Annotated in this window: 13 protein-coding genes; all 13 read right to left on the reverse strand. The window is 56.9% G+C overall.

What is annotated here, in order from left to right:
* Positions 1-419 precede the first annotated feature (419 nt).
* Positions 420-1724: a tyrosine--tRNA ligase gene (gene tyrS / locus HMPREF2894_RS06770; protein ID WP_049350166.1), complete on the reverse strand. Its 1305-nt coding sequence runs from the start codon at positions 1722-1724 to the stop codon at positions 420-422.
* Between the two features lie 166 nt (positions 1725-1890).
* Positions 1891-4185, reverse strand: a complete 2295-nt coding sequence (locus tag HMPREF2894_RS06775) for a HelD family protein (protein WP_141754535.1) — start codon at positions 4183-4185, stop codon at positions 1891-1893.
* A 203-nt stretch (positions 4186-4388) separates the two neighbouring features.
* A complete protein-coding gene (locus HMPREF2894_RS06780; RefSeq protein WP_044150631.1) occupies positions 4389-4964 on the reverse strand; it encodes an adenine phosphoribosyltransferase in 576 nt (191 codons plus the stop codon).
* Positions 4965-5098: 134 nt separating this feature from the next.
* Positions 5099-6703, reverse strand: coding sequence for an AMP-binding protein (locus HMPREF2894_RS06785; RefSeq protein WP_070678456.1), 1605 nt, complete (start codon positions 6701-6703; stop codon positions 5099-5101).
* Between the two features lie 153 nt (positions 6704-6856).
* The gene (locus HMPREF2894_RS06790) at positions 6857-7342 is read right to left on the reverse strand and encodes an arginine repressor (protein ID WP_049345349.1); all 486 of its coding nucleotides are present in this window, start codon (positions 7340-7342) and stop codon (positions 6857-6859) included.
* A gap of 395 nt (positions 7343-7737) precedes the next feature.
* Positions 7738-8505: a hypothetical protein gene (locus HMPREF2894_RS06795; RefSeq protein ID WP_049345348.1), complete on the reverse strand. Its 768-nt coding sequence runs from the start codon at positions 8503-8505 to the stop codon at positions 7738-7740.
* Between the two features lie 192 nt (positions 8506-8697).
* Positions 8698-11268 (reverse strand): phenylalanine--tRNA ligase subunit beta, encoded by a 2571-nt coding sequence (gene pheT, locus HMPREF2894_RS06800; protein ID WP_070678459.1) that lies wholly within the window; start codon positions 11266-11268, stop codon positions 8698-8700.
* A gap of 3 nt (positions 11269-11271) precedes the next feature.
* Complete coding sequence (gene pheS / locus HMPREF2894_RS06805; RefSeq protein ID WP_049341754.1) at positions 11272-12399, reverse strand: phenylalanine--tRNA ligase subunit alpha; 1128 nt, start codon at positions 12397-12399, stop codon at positions 11272-11274.
* Positions 12400-12636: 237 nt separating this feature from the next.
* On the reverse strand, positions 12637-13158 hold the full coding sequence (locus tag HMPREF2894_RS06810) for a hypothetical protein (protein WP_049356064.1): 522 nt from the start codon (positions 13156-13158) through the stop codon (positions 12637-12639).
* Between the two features lie 313 nt (positions 13159-13471).
* Positions 13472-13954 carry a (deoxy)nucleoside triphosphate pyrophosphohydrolase gene (locus HMPREF2894_RS06815; RefSeq protein ID WP_070678462.1) on the reverse strand — a complete coding sequence of 161 codons (483 nt, stop codon included), beginning with the start codon at positions 13952-13954 and terminating at the stop codon, positions 13472-13474.
* 16 nt (positions 13955-13970) lie between these two features.
* Positions 13971-14786 carry a DUF421 domain-containing protein gene (locus tag HMPREF2894_RS06820; protein ID WP_070678465.1) on the reverse strand — a complete coding sequence of 272 codons (816 nt, stop codon included), beginning with the start codon at positions 14784-14786 and terminating at the stop codon, positions 13971-13973.
* An 18-nt stretch (positions 14787-14804) separates the two neighbouring features.
* The gene (locus HMPREF2894_RS06825) at positions 14805-15725 is read right to left on the reverse strand and encodes a cation diffusion facilitator family transporter (RefSeq protein WP_005507873.1); all 921 of its coding nucleotides are present in this window, start codon (positions 15723-15725) and stop codon (positions 14805-14807) included.
* Between the two features lie 91 nt (positions 15726-15816).
* Positions 15817-16818 carry a TrmH family RNA methyltransferase gene (locus HMPREF2894_RS06830; RefSeq protein ID WP_049345356.1) on the reverse strand — a complete coding sequence of 334 codons (1002 nt, stop codon included), beginning with the start codon at positions 16816-16818 and terminating at the stop codon, positions 15817-15819.
* Between the last annotated feature and the right edge of the window lie 107 nt (positions 16819-16925).

A 16925-nucleotide genomic window follows, 5' to 3' on the forward strand; every position in this document is an offset into this window, starting at 1 on the left:
AAACGCCCCTGCAACCCGAAAATGGGTGAAGTGGGACACAAACAGGGTCTTGAAAGGGTCTCAAATACCCTCACAAACATCAAAATGCCTAGTCAGTGCGTTTTATGGGTACTAAAAAATCTTCAAAAAACTTCCAAAAAACCTCAAAAATCTGCGAATTCCCCTCTCTGGAGCCCCAAAACATGGTCGAAAGGCGCCCAAAGCCCTCACCAACAAAGACAAACCAAGAAAACCCAGAGCCAGAGGGCAGCAGAACGATACAAGAAGGGCCCCTCCTGACGGAGGGGCCCTGTGCATATAGGGAATGTATATAGGGACCAGAAAAGGAGGGGCACTCCCCCCACCGAACATTCAGTAATGAATACTTCAGTAGAGAAGAACCCCTCCCCCTCTATATGTATAGAGAAAGTCAGAAAAGACTAGACAAGCTCTACAGCGCCCTGGTTCTTCTTGCCACGGCGAACCATCGCAAAACGACCGTGCAGCAGATCATCCTTAGAAATCGCTGCGTCCTCGCCCTGAACCTTCACGCCGTTCACCGAAGCGCCGCCCTCCTTCAGAATGCGACGAGCCTCAGAGTTAGACTTCGCAAAGCCCAGCTCAGTCAGAACAGAAATCATGTCCAGACGGTCCTCGGACAGCTTAGCCGAAGGAAGCTCAGCAACCACAGACTCCAAGGTAGCCTCATCTAGAGCAGCGAAATCGCCCTTACCGAACAAAGCCTCCGAAGCAGCCACAGCCTGATCGGTAGCCTCAGTACCGTGAACCAGCGAAGTCACCAGGTACGCCAGAGTCTTCTGAGCCTCACGCTTGAATGGCTCCTTCTCAACCTTCTCGGCAAACTCAGCAATCTCAGCGCGAGTCAGGAAGGTGAACACCTTCAGACGATCCACAACATCCGCATCCGCAGTGTTCAGCCAGAACTGGTAGAAAGCGTACGGCGAGCACATCTGCGGGTTCAGCCAAATAGCGTTACCCTCGCTCTTACCGAACTTAGTGCCATCAGAGTTAGTAATCAGCGGGGTACCAATAGCGTGAACGCTCTTACCCTCCACCTTACGAATCAGCTCGGTACCGCTGGTCAGGTTACCCCACTGATCAGAACCACCGGTCTGCAGAGTACAACCGAAACGACGGTTCAGCTCCAAGAAGTCCAGGCCCTGCAGAATCTGGTACGAAAACTCGGTGTACGAAATGCCCTCGTCGGAGTTCAGGCGCTTCGCCACAATCTCCTTCTTCACCATGGTGCCCACGCGGAAGTGCTTACCAACATCGCGCAGCAACTGCAGAGCAGACATCTGACCGCTCCAGTCCAGGTTATTCACCATACGGGCAGCGTTCTCACCCTCGAAAGACAGGAAACGCTCAATCTGAGCACGCAGAGACTTAACCCACTCAGCAACAACCTCAGGAGAGTTCAGCACACGCTCAGACGTCTGACGCGGATCACCAATCAAACCGGTGAAACCACCCACCAAACCCAGCGGCTTGTGACCGGCCAGCTGCAGACGACGCATCACCAGCAGCTGCACCAAGTGACCCAGGTGCAAAGAAGCCGCAGTCGGATCATAACCCGTATAGAAAGTCAGGCTCTCCTCGCTCAGCGCCTTCTCCAAAGCAGCCTCATCAGTGCTCACGTGCACCAGGCCGCGCCACTTCAGCTCCTGCCAAATATTCTCGAAGGTATCGTCATTATGCTGCGCGTTGAGGATCTCGGCAGACATGCTTCTCCCATTCACAAGGTAACAACGCCCGAAGGCGCTCGAACAAAATATGTAACAAGCCTAGCACCGCACCAGCCCAAACGCTCAGAAAAACCCAAGCGAGCGCCCAAACCGGTGCGGCACCGGCTCAAAGAAATAACAGATAGAGGCTACACGAGCCGCAAGGCTACAGACCCGCGGGCATCCGCGAACCCACCATGTGCAGGCGCTGAGTCGGACGAGTCATCGACACGTACAAGTCGCCCACAGCACCATCAGCATCATCAATCAGCTGCTGCGGCTCAACAATCACCACAACATCAAACTCCAGGCCCTTCGCCTCCCACGGAGTCAGAACCAGCACCTGATTCTCCAACGCAGTCTGCGCGGTACCCGTACGATCAGCATGAGCACGAGCCACAGCTTGAGCCGTCTGAACATACAGGCTCGGCGGGCACACCACACCAATCAGAGCACCACCCGAATGAGCGACCTCCTCACTGACCACGGACACGGTCTGCTCCACAACAGACTCGGCGGCAACCTCATGCACCTGCGGAGGCCACTGGCCCTCACGCACCGCACGAGGCGCAGACACCTCATAACCAGCAGCCTGAGCAACCGATACCGCCGCCTCAGCAATCTGAGCCGGGGTACGGTAATTAATCGTCAGCTCCTCCAGAGTGAAACGCTCACCCACGAACGGCTCCAACGCCTGCGACCATGAAGAAGCAGCCGCCGCAGAAGACGCCTGAGCAATATCGCCCACAATCGTGAACGACTTCATCGGGCAACGACGCATCAGCAAACGCCACTGCATAGGTGAAAGCTCCTGAGCCTCATCCACCACAATATGGCCATACGCCCACGTACGATCAGCAGACGCCGCAGCCGCAGCAGTCATACGCTCGCCACGAACCTCATTCATCATCGCAATCTGCTCAGGAGTAATCACGCCATCAGCGCCAATATCCTCCAGCGACTGGTGAACATTCTCCAAAGCCTTCGCCGCATTCTCAAGGTTCGCGCGATGCTCCGCCGCAGCACGAGCCGCAGCAGCCACACCGGTCACCTTCGAAAAATCACCCAAAAGCTCAGCAGCCTCATCCAACAGAGGAACATCAGCCTCCGTGAAAGGGGCATCCGCCGGGCGAGCCAGCAGAGCACGCTCAGCCTTCGACAACTCACGAGTAGCAGACTCCAGATAGTGCGGCTTCGAGAACAGCGAGCGCAACAGAGTCTCAGGCGACAGCGGCATCCACGCCAGGTTCAAGGCACGGCGCACATCCATCGAGGCACGCACGTCATCCTGCAGATACGGACGCTCCACCACGCGACCCGCCGCACGGTTCAGCTGATCATCCAGCTTCGCGGTCAGCTCCTTCAACAGAATCTTCACGAACGTCTCACGAGCCTCATTATGCGGCTTGCCGGTCGAACGAGCACGAGAACGAGCCGAACGAACCATCTCCGGAGTCAGCTCAACATCAGTACCCTCAACATTCAGACGCTGAACCTGAGCCGGCACCTTCTGACGATCCGCCACCGCACGCTTGATAACCTTCACCATGCGCAAATCGCCCTTCAACGCGGCAACCGCGCGGTCCTTCTCAGGCACAGCACGCAGACCCGGGTACAGGGTCGCCAACGAAGCCATCACCACGCCGGTCTCACCCAGCGAAGGAAGCACACGCTCGATATACCACATGAACGAATTCGACGGACCAACCACCAGCACGCCAGCCTTCGACAGGCGCTCACGGTTCGTGTACAGCAGGTACGCCGCACGATGCAGCGCCACAGCAGTCTTACCGGTACCCGGACCACCCTGCACAACACGCACACCCGGCAGCTCCGAGCGGATAATCGCATCCTGCTCAGCCTGAATCGTCGCCACAATATCGCCCATGCGGCCGGTACGCTTCTTGTTCAACGCCGCCAGCAGAGCACCCTCACCGTGGAGGGTGTCCTCATCCTGCAGCATCTCCGAATCGAAGACCTCATCCTCAATATTGACGACAGTACGGCCCTCAAGCATCAGGTGACGGCGACGGCGCACACCCATCGAGTGGAAAGCAGTTGCCTGATAGAACGTACCCGCCTCCGGGGCACGCCAATCCATCAGCAGACGCTGCTGATTACTATCCGTAATACCGATACGACCGATATAGCGCACCGCATCAGCACCCTCACGGTCCATATCCAGGCGTCCAAAGGTCAGACGAGAATCCACAGCATTCAGCTGCGCCAAACGATCCTCATAGTGGGTAGCAAAAGAGTCACGCTCCGAACGGTTCTGATGACCGCCCACCGCCTGATTCTTACGCACAGCAGCCAGCTTCTCAGCCGTCTCCTCACGGAGCTCATCCAGACGGGCATATACGCGAGCAACATACTCACGCTCCGCAGCCATCTGCTCAGCAAACAGCTTCTCAGCCGCCGAAGAATCAGCAGACTGCTGGGGCAAAGATTCAGATGACACGTAAGCTCCTTAAACCTATGGTGTCTCAAAGACAGGGTGCGACAGGCACCCAAAAATACGGGTCACTATTTTACAGGACAGGCTCCGTAGCGCCGAAATATTACCCCCACAGAAAAGTGCCCCACCGGCTCAACCGGCGGGGCACCCCTCATCAATATCAGCTGCACACGCCCAAAGGACGGTACGCCTCAAACTCTATAAAACTACTTCGACGGCAGCGGGTACTCAGAGACCAAGCTCAGCGTCTCAAGACGGTAACCGTCCAGCGCCTCACGACCGCCCAGGCCCTCCAGCTCCAGAAGAGCACCAACGCCGGCAACCTTCAGGTTCGCGCGCTCCACCAACTTCGCGGCAGCCACCAGAGTACCGCCAGTCGCCAGCAGATCATCCAGCAGAAGAACACGGGTGCCCGGCGCGAAATCACTACAGTGAATCTCGATCGCGGCGCTACCGTACTCCAGCGCATACTCCTCACGGTACGTCTCACGCGGAAGCTTACCCGCCTTACGAACCGTCATAATGCCAGTGCCCGTAGCGTACGCGAGCGCAGAAGCCAGCAAGAAACCGCGAGCCTCAACACCAGCCACCACATCAAACTGACCATCAAAACGAGCAGCCAGCTCATCAATGCACGCCTTGAACACCTCAGCATCAGCGAAGAGAGTGGTCACATCGTAAAAGAGGATACCCTCATGCGGGTAATTCGGAATCGTAGCGCAAGCAGTCGGAATCAACTGCTCAATAGGGGTTCGCGAAGCCTCAGAAGCGGGAACGCTCATGCTCTCTCTTTCGTGAAGGGGATAGCCCCGGAAAAATTACCCGGGAACAATAACGCGGTAGAAGCCGCCTACAAAATTCTACCCTCTTCACCCGCGCTTGTCCTCAGATGAGCGACAAGAACCATCTGCCGGGATTAGCCTCTCTGAATCACAACCCGCAAGTCACGCTTAAGAATCTTGCCGGTCGGCCCCAGCGGCATGCTCTCCACCATCACGTAGCGGCGAGGATACTTATACGCCGCCAAACGAGTACGCGCCAAAGCATTCAATTCAGCCTGCAGCACGCCCTCATCGGCACCAGGACGCGGCATCACCACGGCGACAACCTCCTCGCCCACGCGCTCATCCGGCACACCCAATACCGCTACCGACTGCACATGCTCATGGGTATAGAGAACATCCTCAATCTCACGCGGATACACCGAATAGCCGTTACGCAGAACCATGTCTTTAATACGATCCACAATAAAAATATTGCCCTGCTCATCAACACGAGCAACATCGCCGGTCGCAAACCATTCGCCGTCAAAAACCTCAGCAGTAGCCGCCGGATTATTCCAGTAGCCAGCCATTACGTTCTCACCGCGCACCCACAGCTGACCGCTCACACCCGGCGCGCACTCGGAACCTTGCGGGCAACGGACCTGCACCTGCACACCCGGCAGCACACGACCCACCGAACCGAGCACCATGCCAAACTCCGCCTGGTTAAACGAAACCACCGGCGACGTCTCACTCAAACCGTAGCCCTCATACACCGGGCACTCAATCAGCGTTTTCAACGCAGAATGCACCGGCGCAGGCAACGGCGAACCACCCGAAATGCCGAAACGGATGCGACCACGCAGCGAGCGCGCACGCTCAGGCTCAGCCTCCAGCGCCGCCGCTAACGACACATACATGCTCGGGACCGCAGCCAACACCGACACCCCAGCACTCTCAATCAGATTCAGCGCACCATCAGGGGTAAAACGCGGCAGCAAAGCCACCGTAGCCGACGCCGCAAACGCCGCGTTCATCGACACCGTCTGACCAAACGCGTGGAACAGCGGAAGGCCACCAAAAATGACGTCCTCAGCGGTAAAACCAAAAACGCTCACGCAGCTACGAGCATTCGAGAGGATATTCGCGTGGGTCAGCGTCGCACCCTTCGGTTTGCCCGTCGTACCCGAAGTGTACAGAATAATCGCCGGGTCGCTCGCCGCCACCGGGACAGGCTCCAGAACAGCATCCGACGAATCAGTAGCCGACAGCGCGCTATCGGCAGGCACGTCAAAAGGAGCCACCGGCGAGCCCTCTCCCCCGGTGAAAATCTCGCAACGAACCGAACCGTTCTTCACCAGCACCGTCGAGGATGCCTCCGACGCCAGACGAGTACCCGCAAACGCAAAAAGCACCTTCGCCCCGCTATCGCGCAGATGATACTCCAGCTCAGCACCCGACAACAGCGGATTCAACGGAACACAAATCGCACCCGCAGCCACAATGCCGTAATACAGTGCAGGCATCAACGCCACATTCGGCATAGACAACGCCACACGGTCACCACGCTCAACACCGAGCGCCGCCAAATGACGCTGAACCTGCGCGGCCGCAGACGCCAACTGCGCGTAGCTCACCACCCGCATATCAGCAGATTCAGAAGCCGGAATCGCCAAAGCTGTCTTAGCCCCCGAACCAGAAGCAGCCTCAGCCAAAAGGTAGGCAATATTGTTCGCTGAATCGTGTATTTCAGACATGATAGAAAACTCTCACCACAGAAAAATCGGTATATCTAGAAAAGGAGAAGACGAGCTAGAAGCCCGGCAAAGAACCCGAAGACAGCAGAAGGGCGTACCTTCAACCGCTCCCCCCGAAATATCAGAAGAACAGCGCAAGATACGCCCCAGCTACTACTGAGCAGCAGACCAATCCAAGAAGCTCTCGGCAAGCGCAGCCCCACCATTGGGGTCACGAGTAATCACTATTACCGTATCGTCACCGGCAATAGTGCCCATAATCGCTTCAAGACCGCCCTGATCAATAGACGACGCCAAGAACTGCGCAGCACCCGGAGGAGTACGCAGAACCGTAATATTTGCCGAACCCTCAGCGGTAATCAGCAGTTCCTTAAACAGGGAAATCATACGGGCATCAGGTGCAGTACCGCCGCCACGACGAGCAGGATAATTCGGCACAGCATAAATCAAGCCAGCGCCTTCATCACGGATGCGCTCAGCGCCAATTTCAACAAGATCACGGGAAAGGGTCGCCTGAGTAACCTTCATACCATCATCGGCCAGGTACTGCGCCAGTTCAGCCTGGGAGCGGACACGTCGGGTCTGCAGCAATTCAACGATGCGTGCCTGACGCGCGATCTTGGTCGAGGGGAAAGGCATAATATCTCTTCTTCCTACGGTGCCAATCACGAATTCAGAACGGAGCTGCCCAACGGTGGCGCAGCGCGACATTCTTTACTACCCAAGATAATACATATGCACATAAATATGCGCACCAAATATGGATTATTCCAAGATATGGGGGAAATTTCAGGGTTTATCTCACCAACTGTCACGCAAAATGCCGCGAATGTAGCGTGTATCTACACATTCGGGCGCATAACCTCACAATGAATGCATAGCGTGCAAGAACATTGTGGACTGGTGCGCTGCGCCGGTCAAGAGACCTCCGGTAGGCGAGCGCGAAAAAGGAGCCCGCCTCCAGCAACATCATGTGCGCCAGAAACAGGCTCCTTCAACAAAACTTCGAGGTGAATCCTCAGGACTCAGAACGCCTAGCGCTCATCCTCCACCAGACCATCCAGGTCCTCATACTCGACATCGCGCGAACGGCGGTTCAGCCACACAGCAAAACCCAGACCCAGCAGAAGCACCAGCACCGCACCAACAATACTTGCGATACCGGCAAAACGCTCGGCGTTCACGCTGTCCTCAGTCACAGGCTTCAACGTGCCCTTCTCGGCGGTGTAGACGACCTCAAGAGTGCCGCCCTTCTCCACCAACAGGCCGTCTACCTCACGCGGGAACTCCGAAGGAACGTCACCAGTCTGCGAACCACGGAACTCAATCGGAGCACCCGAAGTCACTTGATACTTATCCTTCAGGTTCGACACATACGTCTTACCGTTCAGCGCGTCATCAGCCGGCAAGTTGCCCTTATAACGAGCAACATTGCCCTTCGTAATCAGGTCAGGAGTCAAATCCTGGTAGGTGCCCTGAATGACCCAGCTCTTACCGGCATACTCGGCGTTATTATTCACCGACGCAAAAGCACGGACACCCGCAATAGCCAAAACAATGGAAAGAATAACCGCGACAGCAGCAGAAAGAACCGACAGCCAGTTTACGCCCGGGCGGTCATCCAGCTCTTCCTCACTCATCGCGAAAAGGGAGGAGTTCTCTTCCTCATCGTCGTAATCCTCGTACTCGTCGTACTCCTCATATTCAGAATCCTCGTACTCAGAATCCTCAAAGTAGGTTTCTTCGACCTCAGTAGACTGCGACAGCTCATCCTGTTCGCGCGAGTTCTCTCGATTAGCCATTACTCTCTCCCTCACTTCATCTATCTTCTAGGGTACCCATAACCACATGAGTTCACCACTGAAAGCGCTTATCAACGCTTCATAAACCAACCCAACAGGTAAACCCACCACGCAACGCCAAAAGCTACGGGGTGGGAGCCAACAACTCCCACCCCGTCAGCACTAGGCATTACGCCTTAGGGTTAGACCCGGTTAGACACGCGGTTCCGCACCCAGCTGCTCAACAGTCGCAGCCACAGCAGCCTCACGAGCAGCCGATGCCTCATCAGCAGTCAGCGTACGATCCGGCGCGCGGAAACGCAGAGCAAACGCCAAAGACTTCTTCGACTCATCAATACCGACACCGCGGTAATCATCAAAGACGCGGATGTCCTCCAGCAGCTCGCCAGCGCCCTCACGCAGAACACGCTCCACCTCAGAAGCAGGCAGATCGCGGTCCACCAGAAGCGCCACGTCCTGAGTAGCAGCCGGGAAAGTCAGCACCGGAGTAGCCTGACGCGCCTCAACACGACCAGCAAACAGCGCCGAGAAATCCAGCTCAAACGCGCAGGTACGCTCAGGCAGGTTCAGCTCCTGCAGAAGCTTCGGGTGCAGCTCACCAGCGAAACCAACACGCTCACCGGCAGCGTTCAGAACCTCAGCCACACGGCCCGGGTGGAATGCAGTATGCACACCGTTACGCATCTGAATCTCAGCCGAAACAGCGTCAGCGACCAGACGCACAGCGTCCAGGGCGTCACGCCAATCGTAAGCGCGCGGAGTAGCGCCGGGCATCACCTCATGCTCAGTACCTGCAAACAGGCCAGCAATGAAAGTGGGCTGATGCGGAATACCGGCATTCAAATCAGCCAGAACCTCATCCGAAGGACGAGCACCCAGCGGCGGAATAGACTCCGAACCCAGCTGCTCACCCGGGATGAACACGTGACCCGCCTCAAAAATAGCCAGGTTCTTGAAACCGCGAGACAGGTTACGCTTCAGAACCTCAACCAGGCCCGGCAGCAGCGAGCGGCGCATCCAGCCCTCAGCCGAAGAAATCGGGTTCTCCAGGCGAACCGAAGGAACCTCAGTCACCGGGTTCTCAGGGGTGCTCACCCACGGAGCCGACCACAGGTTGTTCGCATCAGCCGACACGAAGGGGTACGCGAAAACCTCAGTCAGGCCCGAAGCCGCCAGCGCGTTCAGCGCACGACGCTTACCCGCCTGCTCCGGAGTGTAACCGCGACCCGCAGGAGCCACCGGCAGAGTCGAGGGGATGTTCTCGTAACCGTCAATACGTGCGATTTCCTCAGTCAGGTCCTCCTTCGCACGCAGGTCAGTACGCCACGACGGGACAGTCACCGCGTAACCAGACTCGGTACGCTCCACCGAGCAGCCAATCTCACGCAGGCAAGACTCAATCTGCTCCGGCGAGTAATCCACGCCAATACGACCAGCAGTGTAATCAGCGGGCAGGTCAATCACGACCGGCTCGTAGCCCAGGGACACGTCGGTCACGCCCGGCTCAACCTGAGCGCCAGCCAGCTCAACCAGCAGCTCAACCGCACGCTGAGCAGCCGCTGCCTGAATCTGCGGATCCACGCCACGCTCAAAACGCTTCGAAGACTCAGAAATCAGCTTGTGACGGCGAGCAGTACGAGCCACCGACACCTCATCAAAACGAGCAGACTCCACCAGAATGCGGGTGGTCGAATCGGTCACCTCAGTCGAGGCGCCACCCATCACACCGGCAAGACCAATCACGCCGGAATCATCAGCAATAACAATATCCTCGGGGTGCAGAGTACGCTCAACACCGTCCAGGGTCACCAGCTTCTCGCCAGCAGCGGCGCGACGCACCACAATCTCACCCTGAACCTTGTCAGCATCGTAGAAGTGCAGCGGCTGACCGGTCTCCAGCATCACGTAGTTCGAAATATCCACCGGCAGCGACAGCGAGCGCACACCCGCCAGACGCAGACGCGAAGACATCCAGGTCGGAACCGGCGCGTCCGCCTTCACGCCCGACACCTCACGCATCACGAAGCGAGTGCAGCCCGGGTTACCGTGAATCGGGGCGTCATCACGCAGAGAAACCGGGTGACCGGACTCGTTCGCCTCCGGGGCGCGCTCGCCGTACGCCAGCACAAAATCCTCAAAGGAAGAACCGGTAGCGTGGCACCACTCGCGAGCGATACCGCGCAGAGAGAACGCGTAACCGCGGTCCGGAGTCACGTTCACCTCGGCAGCCTGATCGTACAGGCCCAGCAGCTCCATCGCATCGGTGCCAAGCTCCGGGTCCAGGCCCAGGGTCGAAAGCACCAGGATGCCGCCGTGATCATCGCCAATACCCAGCTCACGAGTCGAAGCAATCATGCCAGCCGACTTGTGACCGTAAGTCTTACGGGCAGTAATCGCGAAACCACCGGGCAGAACAGCGCCGGGCAGGGTCACAACAACCTTGTCGCCGGGCTTGAAATTGTGGGCACCACAAATAATGCCCTGAACGCCGGAAGGCTCAATGCCCTTACCGGTCAGAGTCTGCTCCTGGCCCTCCGGAACCACACGCACCTGGCACCAGTTCACGGTCTTGCCGTTAGAGTGAGTCTCCGGCTCCATAGAGAGCACCTGGCCAACCACAATTGGTCCGGACAGCTCATCAGAGGGGCGGTGAACGTCTTCTTCTTCCAGGCCAACCTTCACCAGGGTTGCCATCAAATCTTCAGCCGAAGCATCCTCAGCTACAGGCACGAACTCGCGCAGCCATGACAGGGGTACACGCATAATTTAGATCTCCATCCCGAACTGCTCAGAGAAACGGATGTCGCCTTCAACCATGTCATGCATGTCAGCGACGTTGTTACGGAACATGAGGGTACGTTCAATACCCATACCGAAAGCGAAGCCCGAGTACTCCTCAGGATCAATACCCGCAGCACGCAAAACGTTGGGGTTCACCATGCCGCAACCGCCCCACTCAATCCACTGCGGGCCGCCCTTAGCGTTCGGGTGCCACAAATCCAGCTCAGCGGAAGGCTCAGTGAACGGGAAGAAGTTCGGGCGCAGGCGAATCTTAGCGTCCTCACCGAACATGGCGCGTGCCATGTACTCCAGGGTGCCCTTCAGATCAGCCATGGTCAGGCCCTTATCCACCGCAAGGCCCTCAATCTGGTGGAAGACCGGAGTATGGGTCGCGTCCAGCTCATCGGTGCGGTACACCTGGCCGGGGCACACAATGTACAGCGGCAACTCGCGAGAAAGCAGCGAGCGCATCTGCACCGGCGACGTGTGGGTGCGCAGCAGCAGGTGAGCGTTCTTCGGCTCAACGTAGAAAGTGTCCTGCATTTCGCGTGCCGGGTGATCCGGCTTAATGTTCAGAGCGTCAAAGTTGTACCACTCAGACTCCAGCTCCGGGCCGTCAGCAACTTCCCAACCCATACCAACGAAAATATCGGTCAGGCGCTCCTGCATCAGAGCAATCGGGTGGCGGCCACCCAGAGAACGGCGAGGCGACGCAGCCGAAACATCCACAGCCTCCTCAGCCAGGATGCGAGCCTCACGCTCAGCCTCCAGCTCAGCGGTACGAGCCTCAATAGCCTCAGTCAGAGCCGCACGAGCCTGACCCATCAGCTTACCCACCGGGCCCTTGTGCTGGTTCTGAAGATCACGCATCTGACGGTTCGCGATGCTCATGATGCCCTTCTCACCGAAGAAGCTCAGGCGCACCTCCTTGAGGCTGTCAAAGTCCTTAGCCTTCTCGCGAATCTCCTGGCGGGCGCGCTCACGCTCAGCCTCAAAAGCCTCACGGATAGCGTCCAAACCGTTCTCGGGGTTCTCCTCCAGAACCTGCGCAATGCGGGCGAGAACCTGAGCCGGGCCGTTAAGACCCTCGTGTTCCTGCACGGAATCGGTCATTGTCACTCTTCTCTGCATACCACCGGCACTATACCGGCTGGCTCGTTATACACCTTAGGCAGCACCATCTGCTCTCCCCCGGCTACCCGCACAGGGTGCGGAACAGGGGGAAGGCGACGGGCGCATATCCTATCTATTTTAGACCAGAGAGGCAAGCGCAAACAGCAGAACGCCCGGATAGTCCATCCGGGCGTTCTAGAGTATATCTTTTCAACAACAGGGTTGAAGAGGGTACTTCTACTTCAGAGCCTGCTTCACAGCCGGGTCAAAAGAAGCACGAATCCACAGCACGTTCGCAATGAACCATGCCGCGTACAGAGGCACGAAGCCGTAGCGCTGAGCGTCAATGACATTACCAATCAGAGACAAAATCGCCACGAACGCACCCAGAATCGCAAAAATCAGACCAACAGTCAGGCCCAGACGCCTGCCCTTCTGAATCGTGAAGTAGACCCAGATGTACACAACCGCAGAAACAACCAGCAGGCCGATACCGCCTGCAACGCCGACCTCCGGCAAACCCTTCAGAGGGGACAGGTTATCCGGTGCGAACGCGGAAATAACACCGTGGATCAAGCAGAGCAGTGCGGAGACAATCATAATCTCCTGCAGACGCAGAATCTTCGGGTGCTTGGTCGGCGAGTGGAACAGAATTCCGCGCGGCTCAGCGCCGCCTTCCTGAATATAAATAGCTTGAGTGTCCGAGGGAACCGCGTCGGAGCGGTAGGCACCCGGATCAAACGGGGGTTGAGCAGTCATCATTGTCTCCCAATACGTATGTGATTTCTCCCTCAATACTACCCGCCTACCGGAAGGTTTCCAAAGTATGTATCCGTGTCGAACCCATATATGACAAAATCCCCTCCCCAACAAATACACAAGTCAGAATCACCTGGCGCATAAATCGCCCTCAAAATATGAATAAAGGCGGGACTCCTCATAGGGAATCCCGCCTTCAAACAGTGTCACAAAAGATAGAGAAAATTTATCCTGTTACCGCCGCGAATGTGTCACACAACGGCGAATTAGCCTCGCAACGAACTAGCGCAGAGCATTAGGTCAGACTTTGGGTCTACGCCTCACCAGTACCAGTGTCCTGCAGCTGCTGCAGGAGAGCCACAACAATCGGCAAATCCGCCGGAATCCACGGCAAACCCAGCAAATCATCGTACGCCTGCGCGTCATCCTTAGACTTCGGCAACGGCATCCACCGCAGCGCGCTATGATCTTCCAAAGTATCCGGAGTACCCGAAAGAATCTCCGCGAAGAACACGCGCATCGCCAGACGCTCGCTCAGACGCCAGCCCTGCGGGTACGCGCCGGGCACCTCAGCACCCAAACGCGCCTGCACGCCCAGCTCCTCCTTCAGCTCACGCACCAGCGCCTGCTCGCAGCTCTCCCCCGGCTCGACCTTACCGCCCGGGAACTCCCACATGCCGGCAACAGTCTGCGGCTCAGAACGCTGAGCCACCAGCATACGGGTCGGAGCCGCCAAAGAATCGACCACAGCGGCGCCAACCACCTGAACCTCAAACGAGGGCGACACTTCACTCATCTTTCTCTACCTTCTTCTACGCTTTAGAATCCTTCGTCGGATGCGCATCCTCAGCAGCGTGCTCCGCTACTTCCTTCTTAGCATCCTCAGTATCCTCCGGCTCAGGAGCTTCCTCCACGCCTTCCTGCCACTCTTCTTCCTTATCATTCATATTCGAGGCTTCTGCCACCTCACGGCGAATATTAGTGCCGTCATTCAGCAGAATCAGAAGGCGGTTACCGTTCTTGAACTCCATGAGGAAGACATCCTCAAGCTCGACCTCAGCGGCACGCAACTGTAGGTACACCCAATCCTCGGTCTTGTGCGCATCCGCGATATCGCGAGTGACCAAGCTACCCTTCACAATCAGAGCAAAGTTCGGCACACCGTCACCCTTACGGATCACGCTCAGCGCACCGTTCGGTTCAATCTGAGCGAACTCAATGTCTTCCAGGTCGTAAATACCCTGCGCACGAAGGTCAGCAATCAGGCGCATCGGATCAAGAACCACATCTGCCTGCTGGAAGCTCTTAATATCGATATCACCATCCGTAATGACCGGCACGCGCTGCTCACGCACCGCCATATGCAGAAAACGAATCTTCGTGGTCGCCACGTTCAGCAGCTGAATCATGCACAGCGTAAACACCATGTAGATGACAAAGTAGAACAGGCTAATCTGCTCGCTGTACAACACGCCACCGAACACACCACCGATGACAAAGTTACCGATGGTATCAATCGGGGTCTGGTTCCCCGCCTGAGAACGGTGAGTCAGACGCAGGTACACCAAAAGAATGATCAGGCCAACGAAAATCTTTAGCAAACGATAAACGATCATCTCAACGGTCATAACAAAAATCTCCTAGAACTAAGCCCGGAAAATATCCGGCTCCAAATAAATGATGCGTGCCGCAGGAACAGCCTCGCGAATACGAACCTCAGCCGCGTCAATCTCATCAGCCACCGCACGACCAGTGTCAGCATCATGAATGCGAATCTTTGCCGCCACCAGAATCTCCTCAGGACCCAAGTGCACGGTCTTAATGTGGATAATGCGCTCGCTATCGCCATCCTCAATCGCCGCACGAATCTTCGCCAAATCCTCCGGAGAAGCCGCCTCACCCAAAATCAGAGACTTCATCTCCACCGCAAGGAACACGGCAATAAAGACCAGCAGCACGCCAATAGCCAGGGTGCCGAATGCATCCCACAGACCATTACCGGTCAACAGAGTCAGACCCACGCCAAAGAGCGCGAAAATCAGACCCAGCAGCGCACCCGCATCCTCCAGCAGAAGCACCGGAAGCTCCGGGTTCTTCGAAGTACGCAAGAAACGCATCCAGCTCTGCTTGCCCTTCAGATCACGCGACTCCTTCACCGCCACGCGGAACGAATTACCCTCCAGCAGAATCGAACCCACCAGAACAGCCACCGGAACCCACTGCCACTCAGTAATACCGTGCGGGTCATGCAGCTTCTCATAACCCTCATACAGAGCGAACAAGCCACCCAGGGCAAAGATAATAATCGAAACAATAAACGCGTAAATATAGCGGTTACGGCCATAACCAAACGGGTGCTCCTCATCAGCCTGCTTCTGCGAAGCGCGACCGCCCAAAAGAAGCAGAAGCTGATTACCCGAGTCAGCCACCGAGTGAATAGCCTCCGCCAACATCGACGAAGAACGAGTCAGCGCAAAAGCCAAAAACTTCAGCACCGCAATACCCAGGTTCGCACCCAGCGCGGCAATAATCGCGCCCGAACCCGAATGACCAGAAGGAGCAGACATAATTTCCCTTTCTCAGCCCTAAACTAAAACTCTAAAACCTATGAGGCTAAGGCGGCCCACCGCTGTACCACAGCCGTGAACCGCCCAAAGCCTAGCGAGAAACGCCGCGCTGAGCCATCGCCGAAGCATACAGGCACACAGCAGCAGCCGTACCCACATTCAAAGACTCAGCCGAACCATAGACAGGAACAGCCACGCGCATAGTGGCGGCCGCCTTCTCTTCAGCGTTCAAGCCCTGCGCTTCATTCCCGAAAAGCCACATGGTCGGCTTAGAAAGATCAAAATTACCCTTCACACCGGACGGGGCACTCGCCTCCACACCGGCACGACGAGCCGCCGTGTACTCACTCAGCTCCTGCAGATTCACCGCACCATAACCGTCAGCAGCCAGCACAGCAGTACCCTGAGACTTCACATCCTCCGCGAAATCCTCCAGCTGCACGCCCTGAATAATCGGCACATGGAACAGCGAACCTGCGGTAGAACGCACCGTCTTCGGGTTATACAAATCCACCGAACCCTTAGTCGTAATCACCAGGTCAGCACCGGCCGCATCGGCCACACGAAGAATGGTGCCCGCATTACCCGGATCCTGCACACGAGACAGCACAGCAATCAGCTTCGGGTTCAACGCGCCCTCACCCCACAGCAGCGAGAACGACGCATCCACCATAAAGGAAACCGCAATAATACCCTGCGGGCTCACCGAATCAGCCATCGCCTCCAGCACCTCATCGGTCACCACACGCATAAAGACGCGGCGGCCCTCCTCCGGGGTGGGGGTGCCGTACACCTGCTCCAGCAGCTCTGCAATATCCTCATGACGGTCAAAAGCCGCCTCCGTGACATACACAGCGTCCAGGATGGGGCTCTTCAGGTGCGCCTTCAATGCCTCACGCACAGCCTGCGGGCCTTCCACCAGGAACTGGCCCTTCTTCGTGCGGGCAGCGCGGGTACGCAGCTTCGCAATATCGCGCACACGATCTGCCTGCGGATTGGACATCACAACGGGGGTACTAATACGTTCAAAAAAGTTCACTCTTAAAGGGTACAGGCAAAGGCACACCCCAAAACGCAGAACAGCCACACGCACAACCTCGGATACGCAGAAAGCGGCCGCCCACACTCAAAAGTGCAGACGGCCGCTCATGACGCTTAAGTATCCTACCCCGAACCTAGATCTTCGAGGTAAGAACACAA

It is taken from the genome of Rothia sp. HMSC066G02 (assembly GCF_001813145.1).
Taxonomy (GTDB): domain Bacteria; phylum Actinomycetota; class Actinomycetes; order Actinomycetales; family Micrococcaceae; genus Rothia.

What these genes read in the sequence shown, in the direction of transcription:
- HMPREF2894_RS06825 (WP_005507873.1), bottom strand. Translation starts at nt 15,725, where the DNA reads ATGTCTGCTCCTTCTGGTCATTCGGGTTCGGGCGCGATTATTGCCGCG.
- HMPREF2894_RS06785 (WP_070678456.1), bottom strand. Translation starts at nt 6,703, where the DNA reads ATGTCTGAAATACACGATTCAGCGAACAATATTGCCTACCTTTTGGCT.
- HMPREF2894_RS06810 (WP_049356064.1), bottom strand. Translation starts at nt 13,158, where the DNA reads ATGACTGCTCAACCCCCGTTTGATCCGGGTGCCTACCGCTCCGACGCG.
- HMPREF2894_RS06790 (WP_049345349.1), bottom strand. Translation starts at nt 7,342, where the DNA reads ATGCCTTTCCCCTCGACCAAGATCGCGCGTCAGGCACGCATCGTTGAA.
- HMPREF2894_RS06780 (WP_044150631.1), bottom strand. Translation starts at nt 4,964, where the DNA reads ATGAGCGTTCCCGCTTCTGAGGCTTCGCGAACCCCTATTGAGCAGTTG.
- HMPREF2894_RS06820 (WP_070678465.1), bottom strand. Translation starts at nt 14,786, where the DNA reads ATGACCGTTGAGATGATCGTTTATCGTTTGCTAAAGATTTTCGTTGGC.
- tyrS (WP_049350166.1), bottom strand. Translation starts at nt 1,724, where the DNA reads ATGTCTGCCGAGATCCTCAACGCGCAGCATAATGACGATACCTTCGAG.
- HMPREF2894_RS06815 (WP_070678462.1), bottom strand. Translation starts at nt 13,954, where the DNA reads ATGAGTGAAGTGTCGCCCTCGTTTGAGGTTCAGGTGGTTGGCGCCGCT.
- HMPREF2894_RS06795 (WP_049345348.1), bottom strand. Translation starts at nt 8,505, where the DNA reads ATGGCTAATCGAGAGAACTCGCGCGAACAGGATGAGCTGTCGCAGTCT.
- pheT (WP_070678459.1), bottom strand. Translation starts at nt 11,268, where the DNA reads ATGCGTGTACCCCTGTCATGGCTGCGCGAGTTCGTGCCTGTAGCTGAG.
- pheS (WP_049341754.1), bottom strand. Translation starts at nt 12,399, where the DNA reads ATGACCGATTCCGTGCAGGAACACGAGGGTCTTAACGGCCCGGCTCAG.